The sequence below is a fragment of the Cohnella caldifontis genome (genome assembly GCF_029360585.1).
GTDB classification, from domain to species: Bacteria; Bacillota; Bacilli; order Paenibacillales; family Paenibacillaceae; genus Cohnella; species Cohnella caldifontis.
This window is the reverse complement of sequence record NZ_JAQZSJ010000006.1, coordinates 182,396-205,253: the sequence shown is the minus strand read 5'-3', so window position 1 is coordinate 205,253 and position 22,858 is coordinate 182,396. Positions and strand designations below refer to the sequence as shown.

Below are 22,858 nucleotides of genomic sequence, written 5' to 3'. Positions count from 1 at the left end.
GAAAGGGGTCTTCTACCGGCCGCAGTAAAGACCCCTTTCCGGCACCTCATTACTGAACGACGACTTTGTCGAAGGAGGCTTGTTGAACCTTCGCCGCCGCGTCGTCGAGGAGTTTTTGCAAATCGAGGTCGCCTTTCATCGTGAACACCTTCTGAATGACGTTCGCCATTTCCGCATAGTAGGCCTGGGTTTCGTAGGTGGCTTCCGGCTTGGACACCATCAGCTTGGTCAGCTCGGGATCGTATTTGTACACGTTGTCGTGTTTGGCCAGCATCGCTTCGTATTTTCGGCCGTATTCCGAATCGTCGTTCCAGTAGTTGATGAGCTGGGGAACGTAGACTTGCTTTTTGGAATTCTGGGACGTGATTTGGGCGTCGATCGAATCCAGGTAGGCATCCGTGAAGTATTCGTCCACGACGAAGTCGAACGCCGCCTTCTGCTGCTCCGCGGTCGCGAGTCCGTTAATGACCTTGTAGTTGCCGCCTGCGACGCCGACGTGCTCGCCGCCTTTGGCGAACGAAGGAATCGGATACAGGAGGACGTCGTCCTTGCTGATCTTGCCCTGGTTGATCGCGCCGTCGAGCGCGTTGCCGCTGCCGCACATGACCATGGCTCCGCGGCCTTGGTTGAAAAGGGTGAGCGCGTCGCCGTAGCCGAGCGCCCAGTTTTTCGGAATGACGTTCGCGTCTTTCAATTTTTTGTAGAATTCCAACGCCTTAAGACCGGCTTCCGAGTTGAACGTCGCCGTGACTTTGCCGTCCGCGACCGACTGCACCTCGCCGCCGGCCGAGTAGAGGAAGTTCGTCCAGTTCCATCCGGATTCCGTGCCTTTGCCCATCGGAATAAACCCGGCGATGCCTTTCGCGGGATCGTTCACCGCTTTGGCCGCTTCAAGCAAGTCGTCCCAAGTCCAGTCGAGAGGAGGCAGCGGAACGCCTTTCTGTTCGAACAGCTTCTTGTTGATCGTGATGGTCATGCCATACGCGTCGATCGGAACGCCGTACGTTTTGCCGTCGATGACGAACGGCTGCATCGCGAGCTTGTTCAGATCGTTGGCGTATGGCCAATCGGCCATGTAACCGGTCAGGTCGGCGATCCACTTCTTCTCGGACAGCAGCTTGGCTTCCGTGGCCCACGTCGTGAACTCGGTTTGCGCGCTGTTGGACGCCATTTTGACCGCGACTTCCGTGTTTTCGTACCACCAGTAGACCGGCTTGATCGTGACGTTCGGGTGTTTCTCCGTAAACCGCTTGATCCGGGCGTTCAGCGTCGCGTTTTCCGCGGTCTTGTCCGGCGGGTACGCATACGCCGTGATTTCGACCGGCTTGTCGGAGGCGGAGTCCGAAGCGGACGCGTCGGCGGAAGGCTTGGACGGCGACGAAGCCGAAGCCGGCGCCGAGGACGGACTGCCCGATGCGTCGGAGCCGCCGTTCCCTTTGCCGCAGCCCGCCGCCGCGAGCATCAGGGCCAGTAAAGACAGAACGAACGTTTTTCTCATGGAACCGAATCCCCTTTCATCCTTCTTTGGTTTTTTGCAAACTCGCATTTGCGTTTTTATTGTAAAGTCGGATCGGGGGGAAGCACGATGAGGGATATAGCGATAACGAAGCGGTTTATTATGTTTGTTTGGCGGCGATGCCGCCATCCTTCATTTCGGAAGGATTGACGCCGTAATATTTTTTGAATATTTTCGTAAAATGCTCCGGCGATTCGTAGCCGACCTCGTCGGAAATCTCGTACCTGCGCATGTCCGTCGTCATGATCAGCCTCCGCGCTTCCTCCATCCGCAATTTCGTCACGTAATCCCACATATTGTAGCCGGCGATTTTTTTGAACAGGTAGCTGAGGTAATTGGGGCTCAGGCAGACCGCGTCCGCGATTTCCTGCAGCTTCAGCCCTTTGCGGCGGTAATGGCCGCCAATGTATTGGATGGCGTCGCGGATGAAGGAGTTGTTGTCCTCGACCGTCCGGCGGGGATCGGGAACGGTTCCGGCCGCGGGGTCGTCCTGGCGCTTGCTGCTGAAGTCGCCGATGTAAAATACGGCGTGATCCGGGTGCACTTCGCTCCACCGGGTCGCTTCGACCGCTTCCCGGAACAGCTCGGACCAGGAGAGAATGCCTTCCCGGATTCGGCTGATCCCGATCGCGCTCTCGATTTTGAGATAGTGCCGCAAATGATTGTGCAGCAGCTGGGCGACCATCGTCTGTTCGCTCAGCAAGCCGGGCGCGTTCATCTCCGCGCGGGTGAACTGCAGAATGACCGCGATGAACGGGGTTCCGCTATAGAACGTCAGGCAATCCCAGCGGTTCAGCGTTTCCTCGATGATGTTCAACGAAGCGTAGCGCAGCAGGTTCCGGTCGCGGAACGTCAGCGCTTCGTCATCGCCTGCGCCGGATTTGGGCCACAGGAGCTTGACCGCCAGCATGCCGTAGCAGGGACCGTCGAGCCGTTTGCCGAGATAACGGAACGCTTCCTCCGCTTCCGTTTCGCTGAACCCTTCCGATACCCATTCGTTCAGCAGGATATGGCGGCCCGTGCTCATGTCCTCGAACGAAAATTTCTGTTTGAACGACGCTTCCGAAATCATGCGCAGCTTCGATTCCCTTTCCATCAATAACGCGCGGACGACGCGGATCAGTTCGTCCGGAACGACCGGTTTGATGATGTATTCCTTGACGCCGAAACGCAGCGCCTTCTGGGCGTATTCGAATTCGCCGTGGGCGGACAGCACGATGACGGGAACGAGCGGGTTTTCCGAGAACAGCGTTTCGATCAGCTCGATCCCGTTCATCCCTTCCATTTGGATGTCGGTGATCAGTAAATCGATTGGATCCAACCGGATGTAATCCAGCGCTTCAAAGCCGTTATTCGCGATCATGACGTCTCCGATGGCGATGTCGGAGTTCCGCAGCACGGCGGCCACCCCGTTGCAAATCATCCATTCGTCGTCCACGACCAACACGTTGTACATGGCGTTGTCCCTCCTGCGTCGGCGCGTCAGTCTTTCTCCCGGACGGCCGGAATCGTCAAGGTCACCCGCAGCCCGCCTTCCGGGCGCGATTCGAAACGAATGCCGTACGCGTCGCCGAAATGCAGCTTGATCCGCTTGTTCACGTTGCGGATGCCGTAACCCTCCTCGGGCCTTGTCTCGCTGAGAATCTCATGCAACCGGTTCAAATCGACCGGCTTGTACCCGTTATCCTCTATATGGATCAAGACCCGGTCCTCCGCCGTATGCACGCTGATCCACAGCTCCCCGTCCCGGTCCATTTTGCGGATCCCGTGGAGGATCGCGTTTTCGACGAGAGGCTGAAGGACGACTTTCGGAATGAGCAGGTCCCGGCTCGCTTCTTCGATTTGCCAATGGATTCGGAACGAATAATGGTTCCGCTTGAGCTGCAGCCGCAAGTACGCTTCCACGTGCTTCAGCTCTTCGGCGATCGCGATCAGCGTCTTGCCCCGGCTGAGCCCGATCCGCATCAGCTGCGACAGATCCCGGATCATCGAGGCGGATTCCTCGTTGCCTTCGATCGTGTTCCGCCACATGATCGACTCCAGCGTGTTGTACAGCAAATGCGGATTGATCTGCGAGTGCAGCGTGCTGAGCTCCGCTTCCTTGTGTTTCAGCTCCAAATGGTAATTGTCGATCGTCGCCCGGTTCAGCCGTTTGGTCATTTCGATGAAACGGCGGAAGAAATAGAGACTGGCGATCAGCAAAACGCCGAAATAAACGATCATCAAGGAATTGACGAGTTGTCTCATGTCTTCGTGCTCGCCGATGATCGATCGGATCGGAATTTTGAACAGCAGCTTCGTGCGGCTGTCCGCGCTCGTGTGGATCGCGAACAGCCAGGAGTCTTTCCCGTGCTTCTCGATATGCACGCCGGTCGGCAGCTCGGCCAGCGCCGGGGGAAGCTCGAAGACGGAAGCCGTCTTTAGCCCCGCGTTGCTCGACAGCACGACGTTGTTCGGGTCGAGCAGGACGATTTGTCCGTCGTCCGGGAGTTTCAGCGACTCCAGGTCGTTTTGCAGCAGCTGCTCGAGCCCCGTCATGACGAGGACGCCCGCCGGCTTGTCGTTGTTCAGCAGGTTGTTGATCCGCCTGACGTAAGCGGCGGTCTGCTCGCGTTCGGGATTGTCCCCGAGTTTGTCCATCGTGAGGATCAAGCCGGCGCCCTTGGCGTCCACCGCCTGCCGGAACCAACTGCCCGGCGAGGTGTCGCAGTCGAAAAAAACGCCGTTCGGTTTGACGCCGGAAGGAGGAGCGAAAGGATAATACTCGGCCAATTCCGGAAAAAAAACGGAATAGCCGACCGCGTGCTTCGACGACTCGCTCAGCACTTTGTCGAGCGCCAAATACTGCTGCAGGCGGTAATATTCGATTTCCGAGGGCGGGTCGAACATCCGCTGGGTTTCGGTCATGAGCATCAGCCGTTCCGTCACGCCGCCCGCGGCCGTAATGTCCCGATCCAAGGTGAGATGCCCCGTTTTGACCAATTGGAACAGCGTATCCCCCATCTGCTGCTCCGTGATGGAAGCCACGCGGGCGGATACGATCCAATAGGCGAGCAGGACGGGAAAGACGATCAGCAAGACGAAAAAGGCGATCAGTTTCTGGGTCATGTTCCATTGCCGTATCGATCGGATCATGCAGCATCGTCTGCCTTCGCCGTTTATTTCATCATAGGTAAGCCGAGAGCCCGGAACCATGGTGGATATGACGGTTTTCAGGTGTAATGTTACGTCTTTTATCGGCTGGGATTGTATTCCGGATGAAGGTCGGTATCATCAAGGCGTACGGCGCATGATCCGCGCCTGTGAAATTGCATAGAGGAGAGGGAAAGCCATGCTGACAAGCGAAGAAATCGTACCGGAACCGCGCGATTCCTCCCCGATCCGCGCCGCCGGAAAACGCATCGGCCGGATCGTACGGGCGGAACCGGCGGACGATGCGGTGCTGGCGTACGGGGAGAAGGCGAATTTGGCGCTGCGGTTCTTGAACGAAAGGACGGTCCGCATTTTGCTGTTCGAAACGGACCGTCCCGATTGGGGCGCGACGCCGGCGGTGACGGACGGCGCCCGTGCGGCGCTGCCCGCCGACCTGCGGGAGACGGAGGACGCGTATGTCATCCGATCGGGCGCTCTCGAAGCGGTGCTGCGCAAGCGCGACGCCTCCCTGGTCGTCCGCAATGCCGAAGGAACGACGCTGCTGGACGGGGCGGAGTGGTCATGGGAGAAGAAGAAGATCGAGTTTACCGATCGCTCGGGCGCGGCTTCCCATTTCTACGGATTGGGGGAAAAGACCGGTTTTCTCGACAAACGGGGCGAACGTTACCGGATGTGGAACAGCGACGTGTACGAGCCGCACGTGCCCGACACGGACGCGTTGTACCAGTCGATCCCGTTTCTCGTCCATTTTCGCGAGGGGGGAGCGGCGAACGGGATTTTCCTCGACAATCCGGGGAGGACGCACTTCGACATGCGCGCTTCGGACGACCGTTATACGATCGGAGCGGAGAGCGGGGCCATGGATCTGTATCTGATCGACGGACCCGGCTTGAAGGAAGTCGTGTCCCGGTACGCGGAGCTGACGGGCAAACCTCCGATGCCGCCGCGATGGGCGCTCGGCTACCAGCAGTCCCGTTACAGCTACGAGACCCAGGAAGAAGTGCTGAAGCTGGCCCGGACGTTCCGGCGGAAGCGGATTCCGTGCGACGTCATCTACCTGGATATCCACTATATGGACGAATATCGGGTATTCACCTGGGACCCGGACCGATTCCCAGATCCTGCCGGCATGATGCGGGAGCTTGCGGAAATGGGGTTCCGGATCGTGCCGATCGTGGATCCCGGCGTCAAGAAAGACCCGAACTACCGCGTGTACCGGGAAGGCGTGGACGGCGGTTTTTTCTGCCGCAAGCTCGAAGGGGAGCTGTTCATCGGCGCGGTCTGGCCCGGTCCGAGCGCGTTTCCGGACTTCACGGACGATGCGGCCGCGAAATGGTGGGGGGATCTCCACCGATTCTATATCGGGTACGGAATCTCCGGCATCTGGAATGACATGAACGAGCCTTCGGTGTTCAACGACACGACCAAGACGATGGACCTGGACGTGATGCACGCGAACGGCGGACGCCCGGCGACCCACGAAGAGCTGCACAACCTGTACGGGATGATGATGTCGAAAGCCACCTACGAGGGGCTCGCCAGGGGACTGGAGGGCGAGCGTCCTTTCGTGCTGACGAGGGCCGGTTACGCCGGCATTCAGCGGTACGCGGCCGTATGGACGGGAGACAACCGGAGTTATTGGGAGCACATGGAAATGAGCGTGCCGATGGTGCTGAACCTCGGCCTATCCGGCGTGGCGTTCGCGGGAGCGGACGTCGGGGGCTTCTCCCACGACGCGTCGGGAGAGTTGGTCGCCCGTTGGACCCAGATGGGCGCGTTGTTCCCGTTCTGCCGGAACCACAGCGTCATCGGTTCGCGGCTGCAGGAGCCGTGGCGGTTCGGGGAACGGGTGGAGGCCGTGTGTCGGGAAGCGATCTCGTTACGCTACCGGCTGATGCCTTATCTGTACTCCCTGTTCTACGAAGCCTCCGTGACGGGCTTGCCGGTGTTGCGCCCCTTGGTGCTGGAATATCCGGAGGATCCGGCGGCGACGAACCTGAGCGATCAGTTCCTGTTAGGGGAGTTCCTGCTCGCGGCGCCGGTTTTCCGGCCGGGCGCGGCGGCCCGTGCCGTCTATTTGCCGGCCGGCGTTTGGTACGATGGGGAGACGGGCGAACGGCACGAAGGGGGCCGGCATGTGCTCGCCGAAGCGCCGCTGGAAAAAATGCCGCTGTACGTGAAGGCCGGCGCCATCGTGCCGACCCGCGGGGTTTCCCAATTCGCGGACGAACCGGGCGCGGACGAGCTGACCTTGTCGGTTTACGCAGGGTCTTCGGGAGAAAGCCGTTTCCGTTTGTTCGAGGATGACGGGCGTACGTTCGCTTACCGCGAGGGGGCGTATCGGCTTCGGGAGTTCGCATGGAACGAAAGCGGAGCGGGCGCCAGCCTGAAGGCGGTATCGCTGCACGACGAGTTTGAAGGCGCCTCCGCCAAACTCGGGATCGTCGTGAAGCAATTGGCGCCGGCGCCGGCAGCGGTGGTTTTCTCCGGGGACCTGTTGGAGCCCGGGGAATGGCGGTACGACGCCGAGCTGCGCGAGCTTCGGCTCAACGTGGAAGCGAAGGGCGGCTTCCGTTTGGACATCGAATATTGAGAGAGCGGCAGTGATCGAAGCCTCGGGAACCGAATCGGTTTCCGGGGTTTCTTTCGATTCCGCCGACTACAAACCATCGAAGAAATAGAGGAACTTCCTTTCGACCGGCCAGGGCCCAAATATTTTCGCCAAACGGATGGAGGATTTTGGCGGCCTGGCGGCGTATGTGTTGGTTTACCGAAATCGTGCGCGAAATTACGGAGTTCGGGCCGGTCTATTCCGTGCCGGCGGGTTTCGGCCGCATAATGGGAATACGGACGGCGAGGGGGAACGACACGGCATGTTACGGCTGGGATGGACCAATCCGCTTACGAAGATGAAGGTGAAGCAGCAGCTGGTCCTGCTGGTGCTGATACTGGTCGGGCCCGTCTTCCTCTTGAACGCTTACGCCAACCAGAAAGCCGAACAGCTCCTGAAACGGCATGTCACGAACGCGTACCTGGAGCTGAACAAACAAAATTACATCCTGATCAACCGGGACATCGACACGATCAGCCGGATCATGACGACGATCATCCAGAACCCCGTCACGCAGGCGCTTCAGCCCAAAGAGGAAGACATCTTGGTCCGGGTCAAGAAGTACGAGACCGCCGACAAGCTGCTGCTCACTTATCCGCTCGGCGTAAGCGAAGGAGAGGCGGTGGCGTATTACCTGTATATCAACGATCCGGATAACGCCTATCCCTTCGCTCCCCGCACCCCCCTCAATTTCAAAAACGGCGGGGTTTTCTTCTATACGGACGACGAGAAGCAAGCCTGGATGGATGAAGCCGCGGCCCGCAAAGGCAAAGGCTACCTCCGGCTGTTCGACTCGATCGTGACGGGCTCGTCGCAGACGACCTTGGCCTACGTGCGGGCAGTGAACAGCACGACCGTAGGCAACCGGGTCATCGGGGTGCTGATCGCGACGAACGTGCACAAGAAAATCCAGCAATCCCTTCAGACCGTCTCCCTGCCCGACAACGGGGAAATTTACGTGACGGATTACGCCAACCGGATCCTCGCGGCTTCGGTTCGCGACCCGGTCATCGGCCGTACGCTCCCGCTGCCCCGCGGATTGGTGACGGGGGACGACCCCGACGGCACGGTCGACGCCATCGACGGCGACTTCATCTACGTGGAGCATTACAATTACGAAGCCCAGCTGAAGCTGATCTATAAAATTCCCACGTTCTCCATGCTGCAGCAGCAAAACGAGCTGAAACGGGTCATCCAGCTGATCTCGATCGTATATTCGGCGTTCGCCTTGGCCGTCATGGCCTACTTCTGGCGCTCCCTCCTGACGCCCATGCAGAAGCTGGCCGGTTTCACGCGTTCGTATGAACCGGGCAAACCGGTTCCCCAGACGCCGGCCAAGGACCGCAACGACGAAGTCGGCGTGCTCATCCATTCGGTGTACGGCATGGCGGACCGGCTGAACGGCCTGATTCAAGACCGCTACCTGATGGAAATCAAGCAGAAAGAGGCGCAGCTGCAAATTCTCTACCAGCAGATCAATCCCCATTTGCTGTACAACACGCTCGAGAGCATCTACTGGAAAAGCTCGCTGGAAGGCAACTCCGAGGCCGCCGTCATGATCAAGGAGCTGGCCCAGCTGATGAGAATCGGCTTGAGCCGGGGACGCGAGCTCATCACGCTGGAAGAGGAACTGCAGCATGCGCGCGCGTATATGAACCTGCAGCAGATGCGTTACGGCTACGAATTCCAGTTGGCCTGGAACGTCGAGGAAGCGGCGCTGCCGATCCTGATTCCCAAGATCACCCTGCAGCCGCTGCTCGAAAACGCCATCCTGCACGGCGTCCGCAACATGGGAGAAGACGGCGAAATCGCCGTAACGGCAGAACTTCGAGGAGATAAGGTCGAAATCCGCATCGAAGACAACGGCTACATGGATCCCGATATCGGGAAAATCGAAGATTTGCTGAACGGGGACGCGTCCGAGCCGGCCGCGCAGGGTTACGGGATCCGGAACGTCCAGCAGCGGATCCGCCTGCATTACGGGGCCGAGTACGGCCTTCGCTACACCAGGAGACCGGGCGGGGGAACGGTCGTCACGATCGCGCTTCCGGCCCGGCAACAGGAGGAGGAACGTCATGTATAACATCCTGATCGTGGACGACGAACCGCTCATCTGCAAGGGGCTGTCGGGCCTGCTGCAGTCGTCCGGGCTCGACATCGGCGGCCTGTTCACCGCGCACAGCGGCCAGGAGGCGCTCGATTACTTAAGGATGGAAGAGATCGACCTGATCGTGACCGACATCCAAATGGGCGCCATGAGCGGCATCGAGCTGATGCACCAAGCCAAAATCGTCAAGCCTTGGGTGCAGACGATCGTCATTTCCGCCCACGAGACGTTCCAGTATGCCCAACTGGCCCTTCGCCTCGGGGCGAAAGATTATTTGATCAAACCGTTCAAAAACGAGCAGTTCCTCGATTCGGTGCGCAACGTGCTGCTGCACATGAACAAGCCGGCGCCGAACGATTCCGGATACCTGTCGGGTCAGAGCGAACGTTTTCAGATGGAAGAGCCGGATCCGCGGCGCGCGGAAGCGTTGAACCGGATGCTCGAATCCGCGGAGGAAGGGCTCGCGGAGGAAGCGTGGAGCGAAATGGGGCTCGAGGGCCCGTATTTCGCCGTGTTGAAAATCAAGCTGAACCCCGCCCCGGAGCTTACGGGCAACCGGGACGTCCGCCTGCTTCAGTATGCCGCGCTCAATATCGTCAGCGAGCTGCTCGACCGGGATTTCCGGCACGTCTCCTTCTACTCGCCGGACGCGGAAATCACCGTCATCCTGCAATGGAGCGAGGCCGATTTCGGGGATTCGGGCTCGGACAAGATCAACCAACTGGAAATGATCGGCCGGAGCCTTCACCACAACATTGCCCGGTACCTGCGGCTCGATTCCGTCGTCGGGATCAGCCAAATCTTGAAAGGCACGGAGTTTCTGCATACGCTGGGCAAGCAAGCAGGGCGGGCCATCCAGTGGAACCGCGAGCACCAGGACCATCACGTGTTTTTCTACGGGGATTTCAAATGGAATCTTTACGGCGAAGAGCCGACGGAAGCGGAATGGGCGGAACGGAACAACGAGATCGTGGAGAAAGCCAAGGCGTACATCCTGGAGAACTACGCCCAGAAAGGACTGACGCTTAACGAGGTGGCGCAGCGGAACCACGTCAGCCCCAACTATTTGAGCTATCTGTTCAAGAAATACACGGGTTCGGGCCTGTGGGAATACGTCATTAAGCTGCGCATGGAAGAGGGGCGCAGACTGCTGCTCCAAACCGACCTGCGCCGTTACGAGATCGCGGAGAAAGTCGGGTACGAGTCGCCGGAACATTTCAGCAAAATATTCAAAAAGTTTTTCGGAATCAGCCCGACCGATCTGAAGAAGTAAGATTGGCTATCATCCCGATAGAAGCGCACATGTTCACGCCGACGTCCTTTTTCTACAATGAGGTAGACACACGGAGAAAGGACGGAGAGACGGGATGTGGAGGAAATACGTGTGGGGATACGCGTTCGTGCTCCCCGCCGCGCTGATTTTTCTGCTGTTCACGTGGACGCCGATGGTCAAAGGGATGATTTACAGCTTTTATCACGTCGATTTCGTCAAGGGCGATACGTTCGTCGGCCTGGACAACTACCGCGCCATCTTCCGGGATCCGGTGATCGGCACGGCCGTCAAGAACACGCTGTACTACATGGGTTTGTGCATCGCGGTCGGATTCTGGGTCCCGATTCTGTTCGCGGTGGCGATCTCGGAGCTGCGGCGGGGGCAAGGCATCGCCAGGGTCGCGGCCTACTTGCCCTACGTGGTTCCCGTCGTCGTGCTGTACGGGCTGTGGAGATGGCTGTACGATCCGGTCGGTCCGATCAACGCCCTGCTGACGCAATTCGGCCTGTCGCCGGTCAATTTCATGACGGACCCGAAATGGTCCATGGCTTCCCTCGTGTTCATGGAGACTTGGCAGCAGTTCGGCTCCGCGATGCTGATCTACTTGGCCGCGATCCTGAGCATTCCGCGGGATTGGTACGAGGCCGCGGAGATCGACGGCGCGGGCGTATGGAAGCGGATCCGGCACATCACGCTTCCGGCGATCCGGGGCCAAATCGCGCTGCTCTTCGTGCTCCAGCTCATCGCGACGTCCCAGGGCTATCAATCCCAGCTGGCCATGCTGGACGGAGGGCCGAATAACGCGACGCTGACCTATGCGCTGAACATCGTCAAAAACGCCTTCAACCGCCTCGATTACGGCGGCGCTTCCGCCCTCGGCGTGCTCATGTTCCTGGTGCTGGGCCTCTTGGCCGCGCTGCAGCAGCGGATTTCCAAACGAGGGGAGGGGGCGGCGTGAAAAACGCGGAACGCGGCATTTTGTCTCCCTACGACCTGAGAAAGCCGCTCAACCGGATCGTCTACCTGCTCATGTGCCTGGTCATTCTGGCGATGGTCCTCTCCATGGTCTATCCGATCGCGGTGGCGTTCTTCAACGGCGTGAAGGCGAACGTGGAGGTCAATACGTTCCCGCCCCATTTCCTGCCGGAATCCTGGAATTGGGACAATTACTCGAAAGCCTGGCATTACATCGACTTGCCGAAATATTTGAGGAACACGCTGTTCATCTTCGCGGGCAACATGGTCATGACGGTCGTCGTGCTCGGACTCGCGTCCTACAGCTTGTCCCGGCTCGAATGGCCGTACCGGAAAGCGGCTTACGGCTTCTTCATGGCGACGCTTTTCGTGCCGCCCGCGACCTATCTGGTTCCCAGCTTCATCAACCTGAAAGAGCTGCACGTCATCTCGACTTTCTGGGGACTCTGGCTGCCGGCGGGGGCGAACGCCTTCTACCTGCTGCTGCTGAAAAGCTTCTTCGACGGACTGAACCCGGAGTTGTTCGAATCGGCCCGGATCGACGGGGCTTCGGAGCTGAGGGGCTTTTTCCAAATCGCGTTTCCGCTGTCGCTGCCCATCTTCGCCACGCTGGCCATTTTCGTCTTCTCGTCCGCTTGGAACGACTGGTTCTGGCCGACGTTCGTGCTCAGCCAAGACAGGTATCCTCTATCGACGGCGATCAAGCTGTTCGTCATCGACGCGAGAAGGCTGGATCTGAATATCAGGTTCGCTCTCCTGACCATGGTGATGGTCCCGCCGATCTTGATTTTCCTGGTCTTCCAGCGGTTTATCATCCGCGGGTTGCATCTGGGAGGCGTCAAAGGATAGGGCAGGCGAGTCAGCCGAGAGATCGTAAACCTGCACATGAACGAAATAGGAATGCACATCGCCGAATGGCAGCGCCTCCATTTATGATGAGCCTGTAACCAAAATCCAATAAAGGGGAGTTTTCCGATCATGCGCAAACCGTTCACCGCCGTCTCCGTCCTGCTCGCGTTCAGCCTGATGCTGGCCGCTTGCGGCGGGGGCAAGAAGGAGGACACTTCTGCTTCGCCGCAAGGCGCTTCCGGGTCCCAGGCATCCGCTCCGGCCGCTTCGGACGGCGCTTCGCCCTCGGATGACATCAGCACGAAGAAAATCACGATCAGCATCTATTATCCGACGCCGGACCAGACCGAAAGACGCGCGCTGGAAGACGATAAGATCAAGCGTTTCAACGAGAAATACCCGAACGTGACGATCGTCAAAAGCGACTGGCAGTACAATCCGAACGAAATCGGCATGAAAATGGGCGCCAACGAAGCCCCGACGCTGTTCAACACGTACGCGACGGAAGGCAAATTCCTGGCGGAGAAGGGCTGGGCCGCCGACATCACCGATCTGTTCAACAATTACGAGCATAAAGACGAAATGAACCCGATCCTGCAAAACCAGTTCGTCATCGACGGCAAAGTATACGGCATCGCCCAACAAGGGTACGTGACCGGTACGGTCGTGAACAAGAAAATGCTGACGGACAAAGGCGTCGCCGTTCCGAGCTACGACTGGACGTGGGACGACGTGCTGAATACGGCCAAAACGGTCGCGGATCCCGGCAAAGGGATTTCCGGGATCGCCCCGATGGGCAAAGGCAACGAAGCCGGCTGGAACTGGACCAACTTCCTGTTCGAAGCGGGCGGCGAGATCCAGAGCACGGACGGCGGCAAGGTGACGGCGACGTTCAATTCCGCGGCCGGCCTGAAAGCCCTCCAATTCTACGACCGGCTGAGATGGGAAGCTGGCGCCGTGCCGCAAGATTGGGCGCTCGGCTGGGGCGACGCGGTCGGCGCGTTCGCGCAAGGACGCACCGCCATGGTCATCGCGGGTCCGGACGGCCCGGTCGATCAGGCGCTGAACCAAGGCGGCATGAAGCCGGAGGACGTGCTCGTGTTCCCGATGCCGGCGGCCGAGAAAGGCGGCAAGCATACGGGCGTGCTCGGCGGCGACTTCCTCGTCATCAACCCGAACGCCTCGAAGGAAGAGCAGGAAATGGCGTTCCGCTACGCGGTGTTCGACTACTTCTCCGACAAAGGGCTGGAATCGCTGGACGCGAACATCGAAGCCCGGAAGAAGGAAAACAAATACTTCGTGCCGCCGGTCATCCAATACTTCAAGGACGATTCCCCGTACGGCCAGAAGGTGCGCGAAGTTTACGCCAAGCACGACAACGTTTACGTCTACGACGCGCAGTCTTTGAGCCTGCTGGACGGCAAGCCGGAGGCCCAGTATAACACCCAGGACTATTACGCGACGATGAGCAACGTCGTGCAGGAAGTGTTCTCGAAGAAGGGCACCGACCTGCAGAAGCAGCTGGACGTCGCCGCGAAATACGTGCAGGAGAAATTCTACGATTCCATCAAACCGTAAGGAATAAGGTACGGCCTGACGATCCGGTCCCGCTTCGGCGGGACCGGATTTTTCGGAACGGGGAGGGATGATCCGTTGGCATCGGGAAAGAAGGGGAAGATGGGGATTGCCGCGGGGGTGATCGTTCTGCTGGCGGCCGCGGCGATATGGGGTTACCCGGCCGTCACGTCGGGTTATCCGGTGAAAATGTCCCGGGAGTCGGACCGGATCGTCGTGACGGGCGAGCGGTACGAGATCGCGTTCAGCGCCAAGAACGGCGGGATCGAATCGATTCGCGGCCGCGGGGCGAAGGAGGCGTTGTCGGCCGGCAACCGCGGCGGAGCCTTGTGGTGGGGCTTCGCGGGAGACGAAGGATCGTGGAACGGCGCCCAGGCATCGGATTTTTCGTACGAATGGCACAGCCGGGCGAAAGAGCTGGTCTTTCATTACGGCGGCCCGCTGAAAGTGGACGCGACCGTCGCCTTCGGGCGGGACGGGCGGATCCGCATGCGCGCCAACGTGGTCAACGGCACGGGGCTGACGATCGAGTCGTTCCGGTTTCCCTATGAATTGAAAGTGCCGGCCGACCGTGTCCAGGACGGCTTGCTGCCGATGCTTCCGGGCGCGCTTCTTACGGATGCGTTTTTCAAGGAGAACAATTCTTTTTCGGCGCCATACCCGGGCGTCATGTTCGCCGCCTATGAAGCGGTACGGACGGATCACGGGAGCTTGGCCTTATACGACGTACACGGGAAAACCGCAGAGACGGCGAATCTCGGCTTCAAAAACCAGGTGGACGACGCGGGCAAAACCGCCTTGGTGCATGATTACTCTGTCGTCTTGGCGCCGAACGCCGAATGGACGACGCCGGACGTGGTGCTGGACATCGGCGGGGACTATGCCGAATCCATCGGCGGATACGGGGAGTTGAACGGGTTTTCGGACTATCCCTCTTTGAGGAAGAAGCTGGGGAAAGACTGGACGGCATACGCTTCGCTGCCTTTTTACAAAATGGACATTTCCGCGTTCAAGAATGGGAGCTGGCATGCCTTGAAGACGGATTACGCGGATCGGCTTCCGTATCCCGGCGTGCTCCATCTGGTCGGGTTCCAGACGGGAGGGCACGACGAGAACTATCCGGATTTCCTGCCCCCGGACCCCAAGTGGGGAAGCGACGCGGATTTTCGGGACTTCGTTCGGAGCGCGAAAGAGAAAGGCGACAAAGTCGTGCCGTACACGAACTTCTCCTGGTGGGGCGTGAGCTCCCCGACTTTGCAGAAGTTGCCGCCGGGCACCTCGCTTGAGGACGTGGTCGCCTTGCAGAAGAACGGGACGGTCATCAAGGAAGATTACGGTCCGCACAGCGGCTACGTCGTCAATCCGGCCCACCCCTTCGTTCGGCAGCGGATCGCGGAGGAGCACGGCAAGCTGCTCAAGGAAGCAGGGTTTGACGGCATTTTCGAGGACCAATGGGGGATCCGCAACGCGCCTGCCCTCTACAACAAGTCGGCCCCGGAGGGAACGAACCCGGCCAACGCCTATTTCCAAGGGGTGAGGGATTACTTCGCTTCCCTGGACTTTCCGATGTTCACGGAAGACGGCATCGACGTGCTCGCGGCCGACGCGACGGGGTTCATGGGCACGAATCTGCTGTGGGACGTCCTGGATTACCGCAAAAACACCGCGAGCTACACGGAGTATTACCCGATGGCCGGCATGCTGCTGCGGGATAAGGTCTTGTTGTACCAGCACGATCTGGCGGCCGAGACGATGACGGACGATCCGGAGATGCTGCGCTGGAACCTGGCCATGGGCTACAACCTGTCGGCTGACTTGTATAACGGGGTGACGAATCCGTGGGTCGACGCGGTCGGCGTGATCCAGCGCGAGGTGCTGTCCGGCTACGCGGACGAGAAGGTGCGGTCGTACGAACGGGTGACGCCGGACGTGACCCGGACCGGGTTCGGGAGCCGCACGGTGACGGCCAACTGGAACCGGGAGTCCGTATATGCGCTGGACGACGCGATGACCCTCTCGCCGGGCGGATTCGATGTCGCGGCGGCGGACGGAAACGTAAGGGCGGGGAACTACGCGCGCTACAACGGACTTGATCTGGATCCCGGCGAGCATGTGCTGGTCGAGGTGCGGAAGAAGGACGCGATCCGGGTGTACCAGCCTTACGGCTCCGATACGACGCTGCGCATCCGCAAAGGCGGCAAATGGGCGTACGTCGCGGCCGCGGCCTATGAAGCGGACGGAACGAAGATCGCGGACCTGGCCGTGTCCGAAGACGGCGACTTCGCGACGTTCGACTACATCGCGAACATTCTCGACCGCAAGGTCGGCTGCGTGGAGTTGTTGCCCGCGGACCGGCCGTCCGACGTGAAGGCGTCGTTCCGGAAAGTGAAGCTGCTGACGAACCTGGCGTTGGAGAAAGGGATCACGGCGACGTCGAGCACGGCCGACGCTTTCGACGCCGACAAAGCGAACGACGGGGACCCGTTCACGTATTGGGAGAGCACCAACAAGAAGTTTCCGCAGTCGCTGACGCTCGATCTCGGCGAAACGACCGAGGTCGGGAAACTGATGCTTCGCCTGGTGCCGCAGGACGCGTGGGAGAAGCGGGACCAAGAGATCGCGGTGCTTGGCAGCGCCGACGGGCAGACGTTCGCGACGCTGGTTCCGCCGGCGGCCTACGCGTTCGATCCGGCGTCGGAGAATAAGATCGAAATTCCGATCGATCCGCCGGGCAAGGTGCGGTATGTCCGGCTGACGGTGACCGGGAATACGGCTTGGCCCGCCGCGCAAATCTCGGAATTCGAAGTGTACGGGAAATCGTAAGCGGATTTTTCTTCTTGCAGCGGGTCGCCTCTCAAGGTAAATTGGAGATGGTTTCCATTTAATAGGAGATATGCGTTTACACTCCGATACCCAGGGGGGACCCGCGATCGAGAGCCTTACGAAACGGACATTGAACGAGACGGAAATGAAAGCCGTCGTGCGCCGCGCGTTCGGGCAGGGAATCTCCATGAAACGCATGGAGGCGCTGACCGACGGCTGGTTTAACGCGGCCTACCGGGTCGCTTTGTCGGACGGCAAGGAATGCGTGGTGAAGGTTTCCCCGCCGGATGGCGCCCGTACGCTGCGGTACGAACGGAACTTGATGAAAGCCGAAGCGGAAGCGCTGAAGGCGATCCGAGCGCTCGGGGACGTTCCCGTTCCTCGGCTGTACCATGAGGAGTTCGCCCGCGAGGTTCTGGATTGCGACCTGATCGTGATGGAGAAGCTCGAGGGCGTAACCTACAATCGGCTGAAGGAACGGCTTCCCCCCGAACGGATCGCGGAAGCGGATTCGGCGATCGGGCGCTGCAACCGGCGCATCAACGAAATCCGCGGCGAATGGTTCGGGTATATCGCGTTGCCCGAGCACGGGCACGCCAAATGGAAGGATGCGTTCCGGATGATGGTGCGCTGGCTGTTCGAGGACGGTCGGGAAGCCGGCGTGGAGCTGCCGTATGACACGGTCTGGCGTTTGGTGGAAGATCGGCTTCCCCTGCTGGACGCGGTCACGGAACCGCGGCTGGTGTATTGGGACTTATGGGACGGCAACGTCATGGTCCGCGAGGACGGAACGTTGACGGGGTTATTCGACGCCGAAAGGGCGCTTTGGGGCGATCCGCTGATGGAGTACCACTTCAGCAGTTTTAGCCAGTCGGAAGCGTTCTGGGAGGCGTACGGCTTGGACCCTCGCGCGCCGGAAAACGCGGAACGCCGCAAGCTTTACGATCTGCACCTCGCGCTTGTCCTGCGGATCGAATGCGCGTACCGGGGCTTCGAGGGCGGACATTTGGAATGGGCTGCGCGCAATTTGGCGGAACGGATCGCCGCGATGCGAGATTAGGAGAAACCCGGCTGGACCGTCGGTTTATGGCATTGCCTCGCAAAAAAGCAACCTCCCGAGCTCTCCGTTGAACGATTTCATCGTGCATCTCGATCGAAGTCTTTCAAACGTACCGCCGTTGTCCGAATTTATCGTACATCCCGCTCGAAATCTCACGAACGAGCCGCCGTTGTCCGACTTTATCGTACATCCCGCTCGAAATCTCACAAACGAGCCGCCGTTGTCCGACTTTATCGTACATCCGCCCTCTTTTTATGGAAATTTCCGGTCGTTGTCCGATATTTCCGTACATCGGCTCGAACCAGTCGGTCGGTCTGATAGGTGAGTGCCGCTTTACGATCGGACCGCTGCCGGCGCGCATTTGAAATCGGCCAAGGAAAAGCGTACCATGGTGCTAGATTCCGGAAGGGAGAGGATCAAGCATGGAGTACGCGAAATTGGGACGGTCGGGCATGAAGGTCAGCCGCCTGTGCCTGGGCACGATGAACTTCGGTGTGGTGACGGAGGAGCAAGAGTCGTTCCGCATTATGGACGCCGCGTTGGACGCGGGCATCAACTTCTTCGACACGGCGAACGTTTACGGCGGGAAGGACAATCACGGACGGACCGAGGAAATCGTCGGCCGTTGGTTTGCCCAAGGCGGAGGGCGGCGGGAGAAAACCATCCTCGCCACCAAGGTTTACGGCGACATGGGCGATCCACTCGACGGACCGAATCGGGATCGGGGACTGTCGGCCTACAAGATCCGCCGCCACCTGGAAGGTTCGCTGCGCCGTTTGCAGACCGATCATGTAGAACTCTACCAAATGCACCATATCGACCGGTCGGTGTCCTGGGAAGAACTGTGGAGCGCGTTCGAAATCGCCCAGCAGCAGGGCAAGATCGGGTACGTCGGCTCCAGCAACTTCGCCGGCTGGGACATCGCGGTCGCTCAAGGAGAAGCCAAAGCCCGGGGGCATCTTGGGCTGATTTCGGAGCAGCATAAGTACAACCTGCTGTGCCGCCTGCCCGAACTGGAAGTGCTGCCGGCATCACAGGCGCTCGGACTCGGCGTCATTCCCTGGAGTCCGCTGGATGGGGGACTGCTGGGCGGTTCGGCGCTGAAGCCGAGCGAAGGCCGCCGCAGCGTCGCCAACCAGGAGCGCATCGAGAAGCACCGGCCGCAGCTCGAAGCGTTCGCGAAGCTGTCCGCCGAGCTGGGAGAGTCCGAAGACATCGTGGCGCTTGCCTGGCTGCTCCACCAGCCGGCGGTCACGGCGCCGATCATCGGCTGCCGCACGCTGGAGCAGTTCGAACGCAGCCTGAAAGCGGTCGAGCTGAAGCTGGACGAAGCCGCGCTGAAGCGGATCGACGAAATTTTCCCCGGCCCCGGAGGAGACGCTCCGAAAGCTTACGCTTGGTAAACCGGCATCATCGATACTTGCAAGCGCGCAAACCCGCAGCTCCGGCGAGCTGCGGGTTTTTGGCCGTTGTTTCGGCGTGCCATGATTTCGGATGTCAAGCTTAACGAAATCGTGCATGAGGTGCGCTATTGCAGCGGTGGAGAGGTGGATTTGGTTATCTAGAGCAAAATTGTAAGATTGCGAACCGACTACTCCTTGACGGTTCCGTCCCAGGCGTCGCGTCAAGGAATATGCTCTTGGCTCGCCAAGACGAGCCGGTGCCGATCCGGATCGGGCTTGAAGCGGTACCGCTCGGCCCCGTCTTGGCCGGCCGCCCGCCCTCCTTCCACCACGAGTTCGCCTTTTTCCGACGCCGGGGCGACGACCGGCGAAGTCGTCCATTCCACGACGTCGCGGTCGCCGAAGCGGAATGTGTAGGCCGAAGCTTGCCCGGAGTCCTTCTCCACGCCGTAAGCGCGAAACTCCAACCCGTGGCAGTCGGCGTAACGCGGAATGAGCAGAAACAGCTCCGCGTCCGGGAAATCGAATTTGCGCATCTCGAGCGCCGCGTTTTCCTTCGAGATGATTTCCAAGCCGGTCCAAACGTCCATCCGCTGCTCCTTGCCGGCCGCCGGAACGAAGTAAACCCCGTAATCCCCGGTCACGCTCAAGTCCGTCTCCAATCCGATACAGCTGGGCGCCCCAAGCGGCAAAATCCGCTCGACGCCGGATTCCGGCCGAAGCTCCAACCGTCCGAAGGCCGATAAACCGACGGCCCGGACGGCAAGGCTCTCATAGACGGGCGCGTCCGCGGATTCCGCTGAAGGAGACGGGGACGGCGTTGAATCGGCCTCAAGGGACGACGTCGGCATGGCTTCGGGTGCCGGTGCCAGGCGGACGTTTTCCTCTGATGCAGAGGAGCCTCGCTTCAACGCGTCCTTACGTTCTCCCCCCGAAGGCTGCAACGCGATCACGCACGCCGCGATCGCCGCCGCCGTCACCGCTGCCAAGGCCGCGATCCGCCACGTCCGGGAACGATTATTCGGTCTCATTTTCCGATGTTCGTCCGTCATTCCGCTCACCTCGATGGATTAGACCGTTGCATTCAGGCGAAAGTTTCCATCCCGATAAAAAAGTTTGTTCCCCATGGCATTGCCTGACTAGACGGGAACTCCTATACTTATCGCATAGACCAGACAATAGGAGAGAAACCATGGAAAACAAACTGCTATCCCCGCTCGTCAAAGTTTTCGATCTTCAGCCGCACGTCGAAGGAGGCTGGTTCCGCGAAACGTGGAAAGCGTCCTTCGACATCCCGCGCGAGGCGCTGGGCGCCCCCTATTCCGGCGCGCGCGCCGCGGCCAGCGCCGTTTACTTCCTGCTGCACCCCGGCGAAATCTCGAAATGGCACAAGGTGCTGTCCGACGAAATGTGGCTTTGGCACTCCGGCGGTCCGCTGAAACTGACGCTCGGCGGCGAAGGAGATCGGCCCGGTCAAGAAACGGTCATCACGCTCGGCATGGACGCGGAGAAGGGACAAGTCCCGCAAGCGCTCGTCCCGGCGAACGTCTGGCAGAAGGCCGAGCCGCTGGGGGACGAGCCGGTGTTCGTAAGCTGCATCGTGGCTCCGGCGTTCCATTTCGACGATTTCACGATGGTGGACTGACGCATAAGCAAACCGGTCCGAATGCCGGAAGCCGGCCTCTCGGTTCATGAGGGGCGCGGCTTCTTTTCGCTATTCTTGCGCGATCCCGCATTTTTGTCGCAAGCCGGAGCGCCAGATTTCCCGGATCTTTGAATAGAAAGTCCGGACCGGCTGCTCTTATAATAACCTTGAGGAAAGATTACCGGCCGGTATCCTTCTATCGCTGCATGGATGAATACGCAACTTAAGAACAGTTAGGGGGATTCACTTGAAAAGGTCCTGGACAGCCGGCATACTCGCCATGATTTTGACAAGCATGCTCGTATTGGGCGCCTGCTCCTCCAAAGAATCGTCCGAAAGTTCGAGCCCGAGCGCAAGCGCTTCTGAAAGCGCGACCAATCCGAGCGCTCCGTCGTCCGCAGCCGCATCGTCCGACTCCGATCCGTTCGGAGGCTGGGTGGAGGGCTTGCCGAAGATCGAAGCTCCCGCGGGATTCGATTGGAAACAATTCGCGGGCACCACGTTGAACGTCATTACCGAGAATACGCCGCCTTCTTCCGGTTTGGCGGCCAATATCGAGACTTTCGAGAAAGCGACGGGCATCAAAGTCAACATCGAGCAAGTCAACCTGGACGTCGTGATCGAGAAAGCGGGGCTGGATTTCAACGCCCGCAACGACAACTACCATATTATCTACGCGGATCCGTACCAGATCCTCGCGAAGCAGGCCAAACATTTCCTTGACCTGAACACGCTGAACAACGATCCGTCCCTGCCGCACATTCCCGGCGGGCTGGAGGACTTCATCCAGTCGCAGTTGACGGCGGACGGCTATATGGGCAACAAAGACAAGCTGTACGCCCTCCCGTACGACAACCCGACGATGGTGCTCGCTTACCGGAAGGACGTCTTCGAGAAATACAAAGACCAATTCATGAAAGAGAAAGGTTACGACTGGACGCCGGGTCCCGACATGACCTGGGACCAGTACTACGAAGTCGCGGCCTGGATCAACCAGAAGGTGAAGGAAGGCGTCATCACGGAAGTCAAATACGGAACGGGCCATCAAGCCAAGCAGCACGACTCCTTGATGAACGATTTCAGCAACGTGCTGGCCTCGTTCGGCGGCCAATACTTCCAAGCGCAGAACATCGGGGATATCGGAACGGAAAATCCGGGCAAATCGCTGCTGAATTCCCCCGAGGCGATCGCGGCGGCCGAATTCTACAATAAGCTGCTGAAAGAAGCCGCGCCCGGAAGCACCTCCTGGGATTGGTCGGGACTCGCCGAAGCGTTCGCGGCCGGAGAGATCGCGATGGCTCCGGAATGGCACGAATTTTCGGGCACGTTCGAAAACCCGGAATCTTCCAAAGTCGTCGGCAAGGTCGGTTGGACCATCCTGCCCAAAGGTCCGAAGGGCCGCGCCAACATGTACGGAGGCACGGGCGTCGGCATCAACAAGTACGTTCCCGAGAAGGACCAGAAGGCGGCGTGGCTGTTCCTGATTTGGGCGACTTCTCCGCAAACGCAGTATAAGATCCTGGACGTCGGCTTTACGCCGACCCGTTATTCGGTCTACGAAATGCCGCTGCTGAAAAAAGCGATGAGCGACCCGACGTCGGAAGAAGCGAAGAAGCTCCCGCTCGCCTCCTCGCTGACGGCCGCCCAGGAAGCCTGGAAAGAAGGCAACGTCTACATGCGGCCGAAAATCCCGATGTGGCCGCAGATCGATACGATCGTGTACACCGAGCTTTCCAAAATGCTCGCGGGCCGGCAGTCTCCGGCGGACACCATGAAGGAAATCGCCAAACAAAGCGATAAGCTGACCAGAAACTGACGGATCGGATCAAGCGGGTTTGCCGCATTCGGCGGCCCGCTTGATCCCGTTC

Annotated in this window: 15 protein-coding genes; 11 read left to right on the top strand and 4 right to left on the bottom strand. The window is 59.6% G+C overall.

What is annotated here, in order from left to right; all coding sequences use genetic code 11:
* Positions 1-49: 49 nt before the first annotated feature.
* The 3 genes from PTZ19_RS11570 to PTZ19_RS11560 all read right to left on the bottom strand — a co-directional run bounded on the left by PTZ19_RS11570 (position 50) and on the right by PTZ19_RS11560 (position 4,651).
* A complete protein-coding gene (locus PTZ19_RS11570; RefSeq protein ID WP_276354581.1) occupies positions 50-1,498 on the bottom strand; it encodes an ABC transporter substrate-binding protein in 1,449 nt (482 codons plus the stop codon).
* 118 nt (positions 1,499-1,616) lie between these two features.
* A complete protein-coding gene (locus tag PTZ19_RS11565; protein WP_276354580.1) occupies positions 1,617-2,972 on the bottom strand; it encodes a response regulator in 1,356 nt (451 codons plus the stop codon).
* Positions 2,973-2,998: 26 nt separating this feature from the next.
* A complete protein-coding gene (locus tag PTZ19_RS11560; protein ID WP_276354578.1) occupies positions 2,999-4,651 on the bottom strand; it encodes a cache domain-containing sensor histidine kinase in 1,653 nt (550 codons plus the stop codon).
* 196 nt (positions 4,652-4,847) lie between these two features.
* Here PTZ19_RS11560 and PTZ19_RS11555 point away from each other — a divergent pair, with 196 nt between their 5' ends.
* The 9 genes from PTZ19_RS11555 to PTZ19_RS11515 all read left to right on the top strand — a co-directional run bounded on the left by PTZ19_RS11555 (position 4,848) and on the right by PTZ19_RS11515 (position 19,345).
* On the top strand, positions 4,848-7,262 hold the full coding sequence (locus tag PTZ19_RS11555; protein ID WP_276354577.1) for a glycoside hydrolase family 31 protein: 2,415 nt from the start codon (positions 4,848-4,850) through the stop codon (positions 7,260-7,262).
* A gap of 280 nt (positions 7,263-7,542) precedes the next feature.
* Positions 7,543-9,363 (top strand): cache domain-containing sensor histidine kinase, encoded by a 1,821-nt coding sequence (locus PTZ19_RS11550; RefSeq protein WP_276354575.1) that lies wholly within the window; start codon positions 7,543-7,545, stop codon positions 9,361-9,363.
* Entirely contained in the window at positions 9,356-10,660 is a 1,305-nt protein-coding gene (locus tag PTZ19_RS11545; protein WP_276354574.1) for a response regulator transcription factor, read from the top strand. Before PTZ19_RS11550 ends, PTZ19_RS11545 begins: the two co-directional genes overlap by 8 nt.
* 94 nt (positions 10,661-10,754) lie before the next feature.
* The gene (locus PTZ19_RS11540) at positions 10,755-11,618 is read left to right on the top strand and encodes a carbohydrate ABC transporter permease (protein WP_276354573.1); all 864 of its coding nucleotides are present in this window, start codon (positions 10,755-10,757) and stop codon (positions 11,616-11,618) included.
* Positions 11,615-12,484 (top strand): carbohydrate ABC transporter permease, encoded by an 870-nt coding sequence (locus tag PTZ19_RS11535; RefSeq protein ID WP_276354571.1) that lies wholly within the window; start codon positions 11,615-11,617, stop codon positions 12,482-12,484. The genes PTZ19_RS11540 and PTZ19_RS11535 overlap by 4 nt, the downstream gene beginning before the upstream one ends.
* Positions 12,485-12,613: 129 nt before the next feature.
* Positions 12,614-14,062, top strand: coding sequence for an ABC transporter substrate-binding protein (locus PTZ19_RS11530; RefSeq protein ID WP_276354569.1), 1,449 nt, complete (start codon positions 12,614-12,616; stop codon positions 14,060-14,062).
* 75 nt (positions 14,063-14,137) lie between these two features.
* Positions 14,138-16,882, top strand: coding sequence for a discoidin domain-containing protein (locus tag PTZ19_RS11525; RefSeq protein ID WP_276354566.1), 2,745 nt, complete (start codon positions 14,138-14,140; stop codon positions 16,880-16,882).
* 70 nt (positions 16,883-16,952) lie between these two features.
* Complete coding sequence (locus PTZ19_RS11520; protein WP_276354563.1) at positions 16,953-17,942, top strand: phosphotransferase family protein; 990 nt, start codon at positions 16,953-16,955, stop codon at positions 17,940-17,942.
* Between the two features lie 422 nt (positions 17,943-18,364).
* A complete protein-coding gene (locus PTZ19_RS11515) occupies positions 18,365-19,345 on the top strand; it encodes an aldo/keto reductase (RefSeq protein ID WP_276354561.1) in 981 nt (326 codons plus the stop codon).
* A 221-nt stretch (positions 19,346-19,566) separates the two neighbouring features.
* Here the strand turns inward: PTZ19_RS11515 and PTZ19_RS11510 are convergent, their stop codons facing one another.
* Positions 19,567-20,376: a hypothetical protein gene (locus PTZ19_RS11510; RefSeq protein ID WP_276354559.1), complete on the bottom strand. Its 810-nt coding sequence runs from the start codon at positions 20,374-20,376 to the stop codon at positions 19,567-19,569.
* A 161-nt stretch (positions 20,377-20,537) separates the two neighbouring features.
* Here PTZ19_RS11510 and PTZ19_RS11505 point away from each other — a divergent pair, with 161 nt between their 5' ends.
* Positions 20,538-20,990 carry a cupin domain-containing protein gene (locus tag PTZ19_RS11505; protein ID WP_276354558.1) on the top strand — a complete coding sequence of 151 codons (453 nt, stop codon included), beginning with the start codon at positions 20,538-20,540 and terminating at the stop codon, positions 20,988-20,990.
* A 247-nt stretch (positions 20,991-21,237) separates the two neighbouring features.
* Positions 21,238-22,806 carry an ABC transporter substrate-binding protein gene (locus PTZ19_RS11500; protein WP_276354557.1) on the top strand — a complete coding sequence of 523 codons (1,569 nt, stop codon included), beginning with the start codon at positions 21,238-21,240 and terminating at the stop codon, positions 22,804-22,806.
* The last annotated feature ends 52 nt before the right edge of the window (positions 22,807-22,858 follow it).

Excerpts from the sequence above, each read along its gene's own strand:
- PTZ19_RS11570 (WP_276354581.1), bottom strand. The coding sequence starts at position 1,498 with ATGAGAAAAACGTTCGTTCTGTCTTTACTGGCCCTGATGCTCGCGGCG.
- PTZ19_RS11565 (WP_276354580.1), bottom strand. The coding sequence starts at position 2,972 with ATGTACAACGTGTTGGTCGTGGACGACGAATGGATGATTTGCAACGGG.
- PTZ19_RS11560 (WP_276354578.1), bottom strand. The coding sequence starts at position 4,651 with ATGATCCGATCGATACGGCAATGGAACATGACCCAGAAACTGATCGCC.
- PTZ19_RS11555 (WP_276354577.1), top strand. The coding sequence starts at position 4,848 with ATGCTGACAAGCGAAGAAATCGTACCGGAACCGCGCGATTCCTCCCCG.
- PTZ19_RS11550 (WP_276354575.1), top strand. The coding sequence starts at position 7,543 with ATGTTACGGCTGGGATGGACCAATCCGCTTACGAAGATGAAGGTGAAG.
- PTZ19_RS11545 (WP_276354574.1), top strand. The coding sequence starts at position 9,356 with ATGTATAACATCCTGATCGTGGACGACGAACCGCTCATCTGCAAGGGG.
- PTZ19_RS11540 (WP_276354573.1), top strand. The coding sequence starts at position 10,755 with ATGTGGAGGAAATACGTGTGGGGATACGCGTTCGTGCTCCCCGCCGCG.
- PTZ19_RS11530 (WP_276354569.1), top strand. The coding sequence starts at position 12,614 with ATGCGCAAACCGTTCACCGCCGTCTCCGTCCTGCTCGCGTTCAGCCTG.
- PTZ19_RS11520 (WP_276354563.1), top strand. The coding sequence starts at position 16,953 with ATGCGTTTACACTCCGATACCCAGGGGGGACCCGCGATCGAGAGCCTT.
- PTZ19_RS11515 (WP_276354561.1), top strand. The coding sequence starts at position 18,365 with ATGGAGTACGCGAAATTGGGACGGTCGGGCATGAAGGTCAGCCGCCTG.
- PTZ19_RS11510 (WP_276354559.1), bottom strand. The coding sequence starts at position 20,376 with ATGAGACCGAATAATCGTTCCCGGACGTGGCGGATCGCGGCCTTGGCA.
- PTZ19_RS11505 (WP_276354558.1), top strand. The coding sequence starts at position 20,538 with ATGGAAAACAAACTGCTATCCCCGCTCGTCAAAGTTTTCGATCTTCAG.